The following is a 13,236-nucleotide window of genomic DNA, read 5'->3' as shown; positions in this document are numbered from 1 at the left end:
TTATAATTCAAGAACTTATGAGATTTTTAGTATTCTTTGTTTTGCTTGCTCCTCTCCTTTCTTTTGGGCAAACTGATTTGATAGATTCACTTGTGAAAGCAAATATTAATCACGAATCTGAAAATCCTATTCATAGCATTTTATTATATATAGAAAATTTAGAGAAAAATGTTATTTATCACGAAGGCTTTGGAAAACTAGACAAAGACTCAGAAAAAGTTTCGAAGAATGATCAGTTTAAAATAGCTAGCAGCACAAAGCTTTTTGTTTCAACAATAATACTTCAATTGGCAGAAGAAGGAAAACTTAATTTAGATGATAAAGCTTACCGTTATCTTAAAGATTTAGATTATCTAGACTTTGATAATTTTCATATTTACAAAGAGAAAAACTATTCAAAAGAGATTACAATCAAACAGCTTTTGTCGCATCGTTCTGGATTAGCAGATATATTTTCTGATAAACAACAAGAGTTTTTTAACTATCTATTAGAAGATCCTTCAAGGCAATTTTCGCCAAAATCGATAGTTGAATTGTACTATAAGTTTAATTTAAATAAAGCATCACATTTTGATCCGAGTACAGGTTGGATTTATTCTGATATGAATTATCTACTTATTGGATTAATCATTGAACAAATAGACCAAACCACTTTATCTGAATCTATAAGAAAAAGAATCTTGGAACCATTAAAAATGTCGGATACGTATTTTGAATTTTATGAACCACGTCGACAAAAAAACAACTTAATTAATCAATATGTTGGCAATGTGAATTTCACAAAAATCAACACCTCATTTGATTGGTCTGGTGGTGGTCTAGTTTCAACTAATAAAGACTTAGCAACATTCATTACGGCGTTATTCAATTTAAAACTGATTAATGGAAAATCATTACAAAAAATGATTGACGTTCAGTTTACAAAAGATCACGAAAAAAGATATGGATTAGGAATTTACGAATCAGAATACAATGGAAATATTTACTACGGTCATTATGGTTTTTACGGAACCTATGTTGGGTATTGTCCGAAAACAAAAACTGTAATTTCATATTGTATAAGTCAAACCAATTTAACTTTCAATAAAAATGAATTCATAAATAAAACTCTTACATTAGTGGAGTAAAAGTTGTGAAAAAGAAAAAAAGTTATGGTATTACTTATTATTATTGGAATCTCTTTAGTACAATTTGGATTGTATTATTTCATTAAAAAGTATAGAATCAGGTTCCCTAAATTAATAATTTTACTGACTTTATTACTCTGTTATTTTTTTGTTTTCCCTGAAATCTTTTATCCAAAACCAGAAGTAAACAAAATTGATTGTGGAATGCCAACTCTAGGAATAGTCCTTGCCTTTTGGTTTTTTGGAACAATAGCTGGAATAGCTACACACGTAATTTGGGTTATGAAATTCAAAAACACCTAACCACCTAATTATCTGCAACATTTCTTACCACAATAGTTTCTAACTTTTAACTAACTTTACACCAAAAATCGCAAACAATAAAATACGTAACGTTAGTTGCATTAAAAATTGAAATGAAAAAAATATTCTGCGTAATAGTACTAGCAACAACTATAGCATGTAAAAGCAATTATTCTGTAAGAAAAACTAATATTAATATTGACGCCTACACTAATTCTAAATTTAGAAATGGGTTAATCGTTTCAGGAGTTAATTCTGAAAATAATTTTTATTCTTTATTCTATACAGAAATAGTAGACAATAATAAATTAAGTAAGCTGCAAAAATTTAAGGTTGAAAATAGAGAACAGTTTCTGAATATTTCAAATGGAGTTTTTTTGCCTATTTCCAACGAATTTTACTTTACATCCAACAACTCTAAAACTGGAAACCTTCAGTTGTATAAATCTGATTTAAATAATTTAGAACTAACTAATATTAAACTGGTAAAATTAGAACTTGAAAAACTTTCTTATGGGCATTCTACATTTTCAGAAAATGGTTTAATGATGGTATTAGCTTCAATGGAAAATAGCAAAATATTATTAAAGCTTTACACTAGAGATAATCTTACTGCTGAATGGAAGTTTCATAGAAACTTAGATGAATTAAACAACAGCAAGACAAACTTTCATCCTGTATTAACAAAAGACTTGACAATTTTTTACTCACAGAAAAACAAGAATAAAATAGATCTTTATTATTCAGCATACAGACATAATTTAAAACACTGGGATAAACCTAAAAAAATAAAAGGAATTATTGATTCAAGAGAAAAGATTAACTATATCTTAATCAATGAAAATTCAGGCTTTTTTACTTCTAAAGAAAGCAAGAGAATTAAAGAAGAAGAAATAGATGAAATCTATTTTTTTAAAATAGAAAAATAGGTCATTATAATTGTAAAAGAAGATTACTCAATTCATTATCGAATTTAAAATTAACATATTAGAGAAAAGTTCAGTTCGAATAATTATTAAACATACTAAATGAAAAAAACTTTAGCTTTAACATTAAGCTTGTTTGTCTTTTCCCAACTTCAAAGTCAAACATTATCTGAAAAGATTGCTAAAAACGCTTGTAAATTTCTAGATAAAATAACTGATATAAATGTTTTGCAAGATAGCATCAAAGGAAGCATTATAAAATCTATGCTTGAAACTAGAGAGCAAAGCTCTTTAGAAGAACAAAAGCAAATGACAACCGTGGAAGGTATTAGAGGAACGATGAAACAAGTTTTTGATATACTTCCTAGTTACTGCTATAATGTGAGAAAACTAGTTATTGATAACAAAAGAAGTATGTTTTATGGTTTATCTACTAATGTAAAAGCTAATAAATACTTTGATAAAGGAAACAAATATCTTGAATCGAGAAATTTTAAAAAAGCAATTAAAAATTTCAAATCTTCGATAAAAATAGATCCTAATTTTGTTTATGCTATAGATCATCTCGCAATAGCTTATAGGAGACAAAAAAACTTTAAAAAAGCAATTAAATATTATAAGAAATCGCTTGAAATATTTCCTGAAGGGAATTTAGCATTGTTAAATATTGCAGTTTGTTATGCCAGTCTTAAAGACGATGAAAATGCAATTGATAATTATCAAAAATTAAAATTCTATTATCCTAACGATCCAGAAGGATATTTTGGTTTAGCTAAACTATTATTTATCAAAAAAGATTACGAAAACGCACTTGACAATCTATTTATAGCCCATCGAATGTATATTGAAGCTGATTCTGAATATCAAAAAGATAGTCAAAAATTATTTGATTATATCGCAGCTGAGTTAGACAAAATAGGAAAATCAGAAATGCTTGAAAGAAAGGCAAAAGAAAACAACATTACAATTCATTAGTTACAATTTCTTAATTACATAAAATAATGATACTAAAAAGCGATGAAAAAAAGGACTTCGATACTATTTATGAAATAATAAATGATGCTTCAATAGCCTATAAAGGAATTATCCCAGAAGATCGATGGAAAGAACCATACATGTCGAAAAATGAATTAGAAACTCAAATTAATGAAGGTGTAGAATTTTGGAATTATGAGGAAAATAACGAAATTCTTGGTGTAATGGGAATTCAATTTAAAAACGACGTAACCTTAATAAGACATGCTTATGTTAGAACAAAAGCTCGTCAAAAAGGTATTGGTGGCAAATTGTTAAATCATTTAATCGATATGGCTAAAACTCCAGTGTTAATTGGAACCTGGAAAGATGCTTCTTGGGCAATTAGGTTTTACCAAAAACACGGATTCAAATTATTGCTTGGTGAAGAAAAGAATAAACTTCTGAAAACGTATTGGAATATTCCTCAAAGACAGGTTGAAACTTCTATAGTTTTAGCTAGTGAAAATTGGAAAAACAACTAACAAAAAAAATGGATTTAGATGAAAGATTAGAGTTTTGCAAAATATGCAAAAACAGAAAAATTGATTTTAAAATCGGACTCACATGCTCTCTAACCAATGAAAAGCCAACCTTTATTGATTCTTGTTCAGAATTTATAAAAGATGCTGCTGAAGCGGATAGAATATTAAAAATGAGACTTGATTCTGCTGGAAATTCTAGGTCTCAAAACGGCTCGTTAAATCCAGATAAAAACATAAACTACGGAATGTTTCTTGTTATTTCTGGTTTGTTAATATTCTTATTCATTTCAGCCTTATTCGGTGCCATAATTGTATTTGGTGGTATTTCTTTTTATATCAGAGGCGAACAGCAAAAAAGAATTCTAATAAAGAATAACAAGTTGAATAAAAAGATAGATCAAATTAAAAAATGAAAAAACTAATCATAACTCTTATTATTTCGGTTGTCAGTATGAATATATACAGCCAAAATGATTCTATTTTAAAATACACACTCAATAAAGAAAATATTGTCGCTAGTGCTATTGATGGGACTTGGAAATCTAAGAAAAGAAGCCAAGAAATTACCGTATATAAGGACACATCAATTCTAAACTTAATACCAAAAAAATATTACAAGTTTCTGTACAAAAAAGCGATATATCATGCAGGGTATATTACATTAGGAAACAAAGATGAAAAGCAGCAATATCCTTTTCTTTTAATCGAACTTAATGGAAATCCTCATTTAGTATTTTTCAGGAAAAGAAATAATGAACCTTATTGCGATGCAGAATCATTTAATTTATTTATTGCTAGAGGAGAAAAGAAAAGCGAGGATAAACTTTTCGTTGGTGGAGATTTTAATAATCAGCCATTTTTTGAGTTTGTTAGGGTTCAATAAAACACGAATAAGTAATGTATTACAATAAAGTGTAAAATTTAAATGGCAAAAATTTATACAATTTTAATTATAACTTTTCTATTGTTTTCTTGTAAAGCAAAAACAGAAAATGAATATCAAAGTATTGATATTAATTCTCAATTAAGAGAGGTAACTAGTCTTCAAGATAAAAATAACTTTTTAAGTGCTAATAAACTACTTGAATCTCTTGTAAGAAAAAAACCGGATAATGCAGAGTTGTACTTTCGATTAGCACATTCAAAAACTATATCTAATCCAGAACTTTTTGAAATCATAAAGCTTCTTGATCAATGTTTAAAGATAAATCCTATGCATTCAAAAGCATTGTACTTGAAATCTCAAGGACTTATGTTTATGGGTAAATTTAAAGATGCTTTGGAAATTGAAAACAAACTTTTAGAAAGATTCCCTGATAACTTTATTTTAAAAGCTGACAAAGCCTCTACTTTATTATTTAATGGAGATTTTAAAAAAGCTATAGAGTTTGCTAAATCAATTTTACCAGAAACAGAAAATATTTATGAAATAGAGAGATTGACTAGAGTCCAGATTTATGCAAATTATTTTTTAGGAAATATAGAAAAAGTTAAAGTTGGTAAAGACAAATTACGACAATTAGGATTTGAGACTGACTATCTAAATAAACTTATTGATAGTAAAGATCTAAAATTTGAAAATTTTGCTGTTGGTAAGAATGTTGGAAATGTACCTTGCTCTCTTCAACAATTAAACATTATGTTTTCAAAAAAGGAGTAAAATCTTTTTAAAAATGAAGAAGATATATCTTAAAGATTTTATTAAAACTGGTGATTTTGGACCAGTTAAAATCGGAATGAAAAAACAACACGTTATAAACCTTTTAGGAGAACCAGATTCAGATAATGATTTTGGATCAGGTACTTTTGGTCTTTTATATAGCTGGTATGAATTCTTTTTCGATAAAAAAACTCAAGCTTTAAAGTCTATTCAAAATGATCATTTACAAGCAAATTGCTCAGAGCATGATGAAATGATTCTTTTTAAGAATGATAAATTTGAAATCGACACTTGGTTCTTAAAAATTAACCACGACATTACTTATAAAGAGGTAAAAGAAATTTTAAAACGAGAAAACATTTCGTTTTCGGAAGAAAAATATTGGGACAACGATATTATAAAATTTGAAAGTGGTGTTTTTCTAGACTTTGACGACCGTGATGACATTTGGGAAATTTATGAAGACGGAACAACTAAAAAAGATGAAAGTCTGATTATTAACAACAAGGAAAACTTCGTTTTAAACGGGATTCGATATTTCCCTGAATATGATTAATAGTATAAAACTTAGAAACTATAAACCCTTTATAAAGTTAAAGTAACCCACAAAAAACATGATTATTCTAACAATTATTTCAGGATTAACCGCATTACTAACTCCTGTTGTATTTACTATAATTTTGCAAAACTTTATTTTATTCGAAAAACTCGGGACAACTAAAAAAGAATACAAAGCAAATACCTTAATCTTTGTTATTCTTTCCATACTATCAATTACGTTTTTATTTCCTAAGATTTTCACCGATAAAGAATTGATGGAAAAACTAGTGAATACTAATATTATCGACTATTTATTAATATTTCCTCTGTTTATATTAACAATATGGATTTCTTTTTCTTTTGTAGAAAAACTTAAATTTTTAACAGAAGGAAAATATTTAAATGGATTTAGATTTTTAGGATTAACTTATTTCAGCTTTAGACTTTTTATAGGTTCACTTTCTGGAATTGTACCTGTTATGGGAATGATGCTAATTGACGATCATCGAATTTATTTGGCTTCATTTGGTTATTCCCTTGGATTAACAATTCCGTTTCTAATTTTAATGTTATTGCTAGCTAATAAGTACGAACACATAAGAAATAAAAAGTGGTGGAAAGCTATTCAAATTATAACATTGATATTTATTGTAATCTCATTAATTCAGAAGTTAATCGCAAATTAGAAACTACTTAATAAAAACTATGGAAATAGAATATCTAGAAGAAGAAGAAGATCAATATTATTCGCTTGTTACTTTAAAATCTCTTAATCAGTTTGAAAAAATTGACGATCCTAAAGACTTTATCAGTATTGATTTTTATGATATCGGAGAGCAGCCTAATGAAGAACAAATGACAGCTTTTCAGTTTCTTTTAAACAACGAAGAAAAAGTATTCTCTTCTTTAATAAAAGGAGCGTTAGCATCATATAATTCAGTTTATTTGGAAAGATTTAAAGATCTTATAGAATTTCTTCCGAGAATAGAAAACGAAGATGATTTTAAAAAAGCTGTAACTATAGAAAACATAATAATTTCTGATAACCACGAAGATGACGCTTCTTTTGTAATGTTTAAAGGTGAATGTAATTGGGACGAAGAACATGGATTTTGTATCGTAATGCTAAAAGACAAGTTTATTACTATGAAATCTTGGGATTATTATCATTAGTAAAAATCATATATTTAAAATAAAAAATAAATGAAAAACAAGATCATAAAAAGTATTACGTTAATCGTCTTTTCTACCTTAATAATTTCTTTTATAGCTTATAGAGCTGGTTATTTAAATGATATCATCTTTAATTCTTCAACTAATCTACCAGAAGAAGAATCTTCGGAAAATAGCACCCAGAATGATTCTGCTAAAAAAATAGAATTCATGTCTTCATCAAAAACAATAATAATGCAAGATCATCCTATTTTAAGTAAAGATTCAACCAAAATGAAAATGGATTCAATAGTTATGCAAAGTTTTATATCTAGCTCTAAATCTGGTTTGATTTTAAAACCGAAAGATTTAAAAAAAACAACACCAGATGCAATAGTAACTGACTCTCTAAAAAAATAATGACACTAAAAAATATATATGAAATTATTGAAGCCACAGGAATTAGCTTTTTATTTTTAATTATGGTATTCGTACCTATGGAAAAAGTATTTCCTGCGAAAAGAAAACAAAAATTTTTTAGATCGAAATGGCTATTAGATTTCTGTTTCTTTTTAGGACAATATATAATTTGGAGTGGTTTAGTTTTATGGACTCTTAATTATTTTAGAGAGTATTTAACGTTAATCATTCCTAATTCATTTCAAACTAAAGTAAGTAGTCAACCTTTTATTATTCAAGTATTAGAAGTTCTTTTTTTTAGTGATTTTCTTATTTATTGGGGACATCGACTACAACATAAAGTTGACTTTCTCTGGAGATTTCACAAAGTTCATCATAGTTCAGAAGATTTAGATTGGTTAGCTTCTCATCGTGAACATCCAATAGACTCAATTTATACTATAGGATTAATAAATTTACCCGCATTTATTATGGGATTTCCTTTAGAATCAATCGCTGGAGTTATTGCTTTTAGAGGAATTTGGGCAATTTATATTCACTCAAATGTCAGATTACCTATTGGACCATTAAGAATATTGATAGGAGCTCCTGAACTTCATCACTGGCATCATGATTTAGACAGAAGAGCCGGAAATTATGCTAATATTTCTCCCATTATGGATGTTATATTTGGCACTTATAAATGCCCAGATAAGGAACCCGAAAAATTTGGTATTAAAGAAGAAACTCCAAATTCATATATTGGACAATTATTGGAACCTTTGTTACCGAAACGTGTTTGGAATAAAATGAAACGCTATTTATAACTCTTATGAAAATATTATTTGAAAATGCAAAAGAGAGAATTAGTTACAAATCACTTCTGTTGAATATGATTTTGAAAGCACCAATAATTCTTTTCGCTATTTTACTTAATAGTCTATTAACTTGGTCACTTCCTAAACCTGATTCTGTAATAATATTTTTAATAGTATATTGTACCCTTATTATAGTTAGTTTTTTTATCTATAATTATAGAACTCATTTAACAGCTTTAAGTTTAGATCAGGATAAAAAACAACTGATCGCAAAACATATTAAACCAGCAAAAAAGTCATCTGAAACAATTATAAACCTAAAGGATGTAAAGATTTCTGAAATAAAACATATGCCTTTTTCTTCTTTGTCTTTCTTTAATTATTTTCTAATATCGGATAAACAATCTATAGTCAAAATTTCTACTGCTGGACACGGAAATAAAGAAATTAACCTAAAGAAAATTCACACTGAATTAAGTAATCTATAACTACATAAAATCTGAGTAAGTTTCTTCCTCTTTACTTTATACTTAGAACATCGACTTTTCAAGTATTTTAATTAAATTTATAATCAAATAGCCAATATAAATCAATTGATCTTACCATATGACTGCAAAAGAATTAATTACATTTTTTGAGAATGAATTAAATAATGTAATCACAGAATTAGAAAGCTACAAGGATGAAGGAAATATTTGGAAACTAGATAAGACTATTACTAATTCTGCAGGAAATCTAAGTTTACATTTAATAGGAAACTTACATACTTTTATTGGTAAAGAACTTGGTTATACCAATTATGTTAGAAATCGAGAACTAGAATTTTCTCAGAAAAATGTTTCTAGAAACACATTGATCAATAGTATAAACGAAACAAAAGAAATGATAAAAACATCACTTCTTTTTCTTACTGATGACGGTTTAAAAAACGACTATCCAATTTTAAAGTTTGCTGAAAAAACTTCAAATGAATATATGCTGGTTCATTTAATCAAACACTTAACATATCATCTTGGACAAATTAATTATCATAGAAGATTACTCGACGAGTAAAAATTGTAATTCATAATATTTAAACAAGTAATTAACTCACAGTATAGTCTTTCATGAAAAATTATCAAATCATTAAAACAGAAAATCAGGTTGCTAATCTTTTTCAAGTTTTCTTCGATTATGTAAGACATCTGGTTGAGATTCCAGAAAGTGATCAAGAGCATTGTAAAGAAATCTTTGAACCTATTTTTGTAAAAAAAGGTACGATTATAGAAAGTGAAGGTACGATTCATAAATACCATAACTTTATTGTTTCTGGTCATATGCGAAATTTTCATCACGACGAAAATGGTAATGAAGTTACCACTGATATAAATAATGGTCCGAGATTTTTTACTTCTTATTACCATTTTATAAATCAAACTGTATCTAACGAAAATTTACATTGCATTACGGACTGTGAACTACTTCGTATTAGCAAACTAAATGTTGAAAAAGCATCTCACATAGGTTTAACTTCACAAGAATATACAGAGAGAGTACTTCATTTTCATTTAGAATCGAGCAAACAAAGAATTATTGACTTAACAACTTTATCAGGAAAAGAACGATATGTAAAGTTGATGAAAACGAATCCTGAGATTGTAAAAAATGTTCCTTTGATTTATATAGCCTCTTATTTAGGATTAAATCCAGGAAGCTTAAGTAGAATTAGACAAGAATTATCTTAACATAAATTTCTTCACAAATGTGAAGTGTTTTATTTCTACAAAAAAAGATATTTGTCTAGTTTTATTGAACTCATATGCAAATACTTCATTTCATCAAATACTTATTTCAGCCATCTAAAAAATACAAACGCATTTGGCCAATACAAATTTATATTCTCAAGTTATTCTTTTTACTCATGTTTGTCTTTGCTGCAAAAGATGCTTGGACAGAATTAATTACACACAAAGGCGATTGGAATCCTGAAATTGCTGTAGCTTGGTGTTCAATTGCAGCATATACAACACTTTCTGGATTAGGTATTTTTAATACACTTAAAATGTTACCGATAATGCTTTTTATGATTTTCTATAAAGGTTTATGGTTATTTTTTGTAGCCTATCCACTATGGAAAAACGGAACACTGGTAAATAGTGAAGCACAAGATTGGACACAAATCTTTATCTTAATTATAGTTCCAATTACTGTTATGCCTTGGAAATATGTTTTTAAAACCTTTGTTTTGAGTAAAGATTAAAGGATTAAATGAATACAACTTGTTATGAAGGGTTAACAAAATCTAAAAACAATGAAATTTAAAATATTACTATTCTTTCTATTATTTACAACTTGTTTTTTAGCACAAACTACACTTGAACATTTAACTATAGACTCTAAACATATTGATGAATCTAGAAAGCTTACTATTGCTTTACCAAATGAATATCAAAAATCAACTAAGAAATATCCAATTATTTTAATTTTAGATGATGGTTTACTATTCAATACAACAAGTGCAATTGTGAATCAATTAAGCAATACTTCTCGCATGCCAGAATCTATTGTAATTTCGATAAGCCCGGGAGAAAAACATAGAAGTTATTTCGCACCAAATCTATATAGTAATAATCGAGATAGAAGATATAATTATGGAGATCATCAAGATAAATTTGTACAATTCTTAGAGTTAGAAGTGCTGCCTTTAATCAGCGAAAAGTATCGAACTACGAATTTTAAAACGCTTATTGGTTTTTCTCCATCATCAATAATTGGCTTACACACACTCTTACAGAAACCTAATTTATTTCAAGCTTACATTTGTTTTGCTGCAGGAAATATTATCGGTGATGGTTATGAAAAAAATGAAAGGCTTATAGAAAAACTGGAAACTCTTTATGCTAAAAACCAAGTTAATCAAAGTTATTTGTATGTCGTATCAGGAAGTAAAGATGCAATATCACAACCTTTTATACACACAAACATCAAAGATTTCAACGAAAAACTTTCTAAATTCAACAATCGTAAAATTCATACAAAAGCAGAAACAATTGAAGGCGAAGGTCATACAGATGTAATTTTACCAGGATTAATCTCTGCTTTTGATTTCATTTTCCCCAAAGAAAAGTGGTTAGTAGATTACACCAAATTAATTGAAAAAGAAGGATCGGCTAAAGACAATATTTTAGCTTTTTATCAAGATTTATCCAATGAATACGGATTTGAAATTTATCCGAACGTAGATCGACTTTATAGTATGAGTTGTCTTAAAAACATAGGAAGAAGATTGCTTCAAAGAAAAAAAACATCAGAAGCTATAGAAATATGTAAATATTGGGTTGAACTCTACCCTACTTCTCATTTAGGAAATTACTACTTAGGTATATCATACAGAGAGAATAAAGAAAATGATAAAGCAAAAACTTATTTAGAAAAAGCATATAAAATTGCAACATCAGAGAAGAAGAAGAATGCAAAGATGTACAAAGAAGCTATTGAAAAATTAATGAACTAAAAAGTTATCAAACATCGTAAATATTGAATAAAGACGTTTACTTATTTTTTTGACTAACTTTACGATCAAATTGCGAATTATAATATAAAATATGTTGTAAAAATTATGCAACAACTTATAGAAGAAGTTAACAAAACTATTGCGTCTATATCTTTCAAGGTCATAAATACTGATGAAGAGTTAGTGATAAAGTCAAAATTCAACCTTTTAAACAAATCGACTTTTGGGTTAGTTTTAATTTTTTGTGGCGGACTTTTCATGTCGTATATATCAATCACTAGTTTTTTAGAAAATCAAAAATCTAACGAACTATCTGATACCATTTCATTAGTCATTTTTGGATTACTTTCATTAGTGTTATTAGTAGTTGGCATTATTGGAATTTACTCAACTTCCACAGATTATATTAAAGTAACTTCTTCTCACATAGAATTCAAAAACTCCAATTTTAAAACAACCAGAATTAAGTTGAATCTAAACTTTAGAATTACAAAAAGATCGTTTATCAGTAATGTTAGTAATACAAGAGGATTCGGAAGTTCATTTAGAGTAATTGAGTTATACATTGTTGAAAATAACAACAAAAAGTGTATACTTAATTTTCAAATGAATGAGAAAGGCTCAGACAAAGCTGATAAACTAGGAGAACAGATAAAAACGATAATCTCACAGAAAAAAAATATTTTGTTACGCGATAAAATAATTAACCATTAAATTTATCAGTAAAAGTTTACGAACTACAATTCATATACGGTTGGCAGAAAACAAGAAAAAAATATCACTTCAAATAAAGCAAATAATCAGAGAAATTATCCCTGTAATTATCGGAATTCTAATTGCATTGTTTATAAACAATTGGAACGACGAACGAAAGGAAAGAAAATATCTTGATCAAATATTTTCATCTATCGAAAAAGAACTGGAGGAAAGTCTTTTAGACATAAAACGAGTAATTCCTAAACAACTTGCAGCAGTAGATACAATAATGACTCATTTAAACAATGATAAAACTTCATTGTATGATATTATGATAAAATCTAACGGAGTGTATGCTCCTTCTATAAAAACAAATTCTTGGAATGCAATTGCTAGTTCTAAAATTGAATTAATCGAATATGAAAAATTATCGGCATTAGCTGATATTGAAGAAAGAAAAAAGAACTTAAAAAGTAGAGTTGAAAAGCAAGTAGATTTCACGTTTGAAAATTTTGAAGAAACCGATAAGGTGAAAAAAGAAATCTTAAAAATGATGATTCTAGATATTGTTGGAGCTGAGAAAAGACTACAGTTAGAAATTGAAAAATTAATTAAATAACAGA

At 27.6% G+C, this 13,236-nt stretch carries 20 protein-coding genes; all 20 read left to right on the top strand.

Annotation, left to right across the window (positions count from 1 at the left end; all coding sequences use genetic code 11):
* Window positions 1-17 precede the first annotated feature (17 nt).
* The 20 genes from Q1A15_RS16835 to Q1A15_RS16740 all read left to right on the top strand — a co-directional run bounded on the left by Q1A15_RS16835 (window position 18) and on the right by Q1A15_RS16740 (window position 13,232).
* Window positions 18-1,127, top strand: a complete 1,110-nt coding sequence (locus Q1A15_RS16835; RefSeq protein WP_299626730.1) for a serine hydrolase domain-containing protein — start codon at window positions 18-20, stop codon at window positions 1,125-1,127.
* 24 nt (window positions 1,128-1,151) lie between these two features.
* Window positions 1,152-1,430 carry a hypothetical protein gene (locus Q1A15_RS16830; RefSeq protein ID WP_299626727.1) on the top strand — a complete coding sequence of 93 codons (279 nt, stop codon included), beginning with the start codon at window positions 1,152-1,154 and terminating at the stop codon, window positions 1,428-1,430.
* A 113-nt stretch (window positions 1,431-1,543) separates the two neighbouring features.
* On the top strand, window positions 1,544-2,359 hold the full coding sequence (locus Q1A15_RS16825) for a hypothetical protein (RefSeq protein ID WP_299626724.1): 816 nt from the start codon (window positions 1,544-1,546) through the stop codon (window positions 2,357-2,359).
* Window positions 2,360-2,458: 99 nt separating this feature from the next.
* Window positions 2,459-3,331: a tetratricopeptide repeat protein gene (locus Q1A15_RS16820; protein ID WP_299626721.1), complete on the top strand. Its 873-nt coding sequence runs from the start codon at window positions 2,459-2,461 to the stop codon at window positions 3,329-3,331.
* A gap of 26 nt (window positions 3,332-3,357) precedes the next feature.
* Window positions 3,358-3,855 carry a GNAT family N-acetyltransferase gene (locus tag Q1A15_RS16815; protein WP_299626718.1) on the top strand — a complete coding sequence of 166 codons (498 nt, stop codon included), beginning with the start codon at window positions 3,358-3,360 and terminating at the stop codon, window positions 3,853-3,855.
* Between the two features lie 8 nt (window positions 3,856-3,863).
* Window positions 3,864-4,268: a hypothetical protein gene (locus Q1A15_RS16810; RefSeq protein ID WP_299626715.1), complete on the top strand. Its 405-nt coding sequence runs from the start codon at window positions 3,864-3,866 to the stop codon at window positions 4,266-4,268.
* A complete protein-coding gene (locus tag Q1A15_RS16805; protein ID WP_299626712.1) occupies window positions 4,265-4,738 on the top strand; it encodes a hypothetical protein in 474 nt (157 codons plus the stop codon). The genes Q1A15_RS16810 and Q1A15_RS16805 overlap by 4 nt, the downstream gene beginning before the upstream one ends.
* Window positions 4,739-4,819: 81 nt before the next feature.
* On the top strand, window positions 4,820-5,515 hold the full coding sequence (locus Q1A15_RS16800) for a hypothetical protein (protein ID WP_299626709.1): 696 nt from the start codon (window positions 4,820-4,822) through the stop codon (window positions 5,513-5,515).
* A 13-nt stretch (window positions 5,516-5,528) separates the two neighbouring features.
* On the top strand, window positions 5,529-6,071 hold the full coding sequence (locus Q1A15_RS16795; protein ID WP_299626706.1) for a hypothetical protein: 543 nt from the start codon (window positions 5,529-5,531) through the stop codon (window positions 6,069-6,071).
* 58 nt (window positions 6,072-6,129) lie between these two features.
* On the top strand, window positions 6,130-6,741 hold the full coding sequence (locus Q1A15_RS16790; RefSeq protein ID WP_299626703.1) for a hypothetical protein: 612 nt from the start codon (window positions 6,130-6,132) through the stop codon (window positions 6,739-6,741).
* Between the two features lie 19 nt (window positions 6,742-6,760).
* Window positions 6,761-7,228: a hypothetical protein gene (locus Q1A15_RS16785; RefSeq protein WP_299626700.1), complete on the top strand. Its 468-nt coding sequence runs from the start codon at window positions 6,761-6,763 to the stop codon at window positions 7,226-7,228.
* A gap of 30 nt (window positions 7,229-7,258) precedes the next feature.
* Entirely contained in the window at window positions 7,259-7,627 is a 369-nt protein-coding gene (locus Q1A15_RS16780; protein WP_299626697.1) for a hypothetical protein, read from the top strand.
* Window positions 7,627-8,433: a sterol desaturase family protein gene (locus Q1A15_RS16775; RefSeq protein ID WP_299626694.1), complete on the top strand. Its 807-nt coding sequence runs from the start codon at window positions 7,627-7,629 to the stop codon at window positions 8,431-8,433. Before Q1A15_RS16780 ends, Q1A15_RS16775 begins: the two co-directional genes overlap by 1 nt.
* 5 nt (window positions 8,434-8,438) lie before the next feature.
* A complete protein-coding gene (locus tag Q1A15_RS16770; protein WP_299626691.1) occupies window positions 8,439-8,912 on the top strand; it encodes a hypothetical protein in 474 nt (157 codons plus the stop codon).
* 118 nt (window positions 8,913-9,030) lie between these two features.
* The gene (locus tag Q1A15_RS16765; RefSeq protein ID WP_299626688.1) at window positions 9,031-9,477 is read left to right on the top strand and encodes a DUF1572 family protein; all 447 of its coding nucleotides are present in this window, start codon (window positions 9,031-9,033) and stop codon (window positions 9,475-9,477) included.
* A gap of 53 nt (window positions 9,478-9,530) precedes the next feature.
* Window positions 9,531-10,148: a Crp/Fnr family transcriptional regulator gene (locus Q1A15_RS16760; RefSeq protein WP_299626685.1), complete on the top strand. Its 618-nt coding sequence runs from the start codon at window positions 9,531-9,533 to the stop codon at window positions 10,146-10,148.
* Window positions 10,149-10,222: 74 nt separating this feature from the next.
* The gene (locus Q1A15_RS16755; RefSeq protein WP_299626682.1) at window positions 10,223-10,663 is read left to right on the top strand and encodes a hypothetical protein; all 441 of its coding nucleotides are present in this window, start codon (window positions 10,223-10,225) and stop codon (window positions 10,661-10,663) included.
* A gap of 51 nt (window positions 10,664-10,714) precedes the next feature.
* Complete coding sequence (locus tag Q1A15_RS16750) at window positions 10,715-11,917, top strand: alpha/beta hydrolase-fold protein (protein ID WP_299626679.1); 1,203 nt, start codon at window positions 10,715-10,717, stop codon at window positions 11,915-11,917.
* A 105-nt stretch (window positions 11,918-12,022) separates the two neighbouring features.
* Window positions 12,023-12,631 carry a hypothetical protein gene (locus Q1A15_RS16745; RefSeq protein ID WP_299626676.1) on the top strand — a complete coding sequence of 203 codons (609 nt, stop codon included), beginning with the start codon at window positions 12,023-12,025 and terminating at the stop codon, window positions 12,629-12,631.
* A gap of 40 nt (window positions 12,632-12,671) precedes the next feature.
* Window positions 12,672-13,232 carry a DUF6090 family protein gene (locus Q1A15_RS16740; protein WP_299626673.1) on the top strand — a complete coding sequence of 187 codons (561 nt, stop codon included), beginning with the start codon at window positions 12,672-12,674 and terminating at the stop codon, window positions 13,230-13,232.
* The last annotated feature ends 4 nt before the right edge of the window (window positions 13,233-13,236 follow it).

It is taken from the genome of uncultured Tenacibaculum sp., assembly GCF_947495995.1.
GTDB lineage: Bacteria > Bacteroidota > Bacteroidia > Flavobacteriales > Flavobacteriaceae > Polaribacter.
Note: the sequence above shows the minus strand (reverse complement) of the source record. Positions and strands in the feature narration are given on the sequence as shown.

Excerpts from the sequence above, each read along its gene's own strand:
- Q1A15_RS16835 (WP_299626730.1), top strand. The coding sequence starts at position 18 with ATGAGATTTTTAGTATTCTTTGTTTTGCTTGCTCCTCTCCTTTCTTTT.
- Q1A15_RS16830 (WP_299626727.1), top strand. The coding sequence starts at position 1,152 with ATGGTATTACTTATTATTATTGGAATCTCTTTAGTACAATTTGGATTG.
- Q1A15_RS16825 (WP_299626724.1), top strand. The coding sequence starts at position 1,544 with ATGAAAAAAATATTCTGCGTAATAGTACTAGCAACAACTATAGCATGT.
- Q1A15_RS16820 (WP_299626721.1), top strand. The coding sequence starts at position 2,459 with ATGAAAAAAACTTTAGCTTTAACATTAAGCTTGTTTGTCTTTTCCCAA.
- Q1A15_RS16815 (WP_299626718.1), top strand. The coding sequence starts at position 3,358 with ATGATACTAAAAAGCGATGAAAAAAAGGACTTCGATACTATTTATGAA.
- Q1A15_RS16810 (WP_299626715.1), top strand. The coding sequence starts at position 3,864 with ATGGATTTAGATGAAAGATTAGAGTTTTGCAAAATATGCAAAAACAGA.
- Q1A15_RS16805 (WP_299626712.1), top strand. The coding sequence starts at position 4,265 with ATGAAAAAACTAATCATAACTCTTATTATTTCGGTTGTCAGTATGAAT.
- Q1A15_RS16795 (WP_299626706.1), top strand. The coding sequence starts at position 5,529 with ATGAAGAAGATATATCTTAAAGATTTTATTAAAACTGGTGATTTTGGA.
- Q1A15_RS16790 (WP_299626703.1), top strand. The coding sequence starts at position 6,130 with ATGATTATTCTAACAATTATTTCAGGATTAACCGCATTACTAACTCCT.
- Q1A15_RS16785 (WP_299626700.1), top strand. The coding sequence starts at position 6,761 with ATGGAAATAGAATATCTAGAAGAAGAAGAAGATCAATATTATTCGCTT.
- Q1A15_RS16780 (WP_299626697.1), top strand. The coding sequence starts at position 7,259 with ATGAAAAACAAGATCATAAAAAGTATTACGTTAATCGTCTTTTCTACC.
- Q1A15_RS16775 (WP_299626694.1), top strand. The coding sequence starts at position 7,627 with ATGACACTAAAAAATATATATGAAATTATTGAAGCCACAGGAATTAGC.
- Q1A15_RS16770 (WP_299626691.1), top strand. The coding sequence starts at position 8,439 with ATGAAAATATTATTTGAAAATGCAAAAGAGAGAATTAGTTACAAATCA.
- Q1A15_RS16765 (WP_299626688.1), top strand. The coding sequence starts at position 9,031 with ATGACTGCAAAAGAATTAATTACATTTTTTGAGAATGAATTAAATAAT.
- Q1A15_RS16760 (WP_299626685.1), top strand. The coding sequence starts at position 9,531 with ATGAAAAATTATCAAATCATTAAAACAGAAAATCAGGTTGCTAATCTT.
- Q1A15_RS16755 (WP_299626682.1), top strand. The coding sequence starts at position 10,223 with ATGCAAATACTTCATTTCATCAAATACTTATTTCAGCCATCTAAAAAA.
- Q1A15_RS16750 (WP_299626679.1), top strand. The coding sequence starts at position 10,715 with ATGAAATTTAAAATATTACTATTCTTTCTATTATTTACAACTTGTTTT.
- Q1A15_RS16745 (WP_299626676.1), top strand. The coding sequence starts at position 12,023 with ATGCAACAACTTATAGAAGAAGTTAACAAAACTATTGCGTCTATATCT.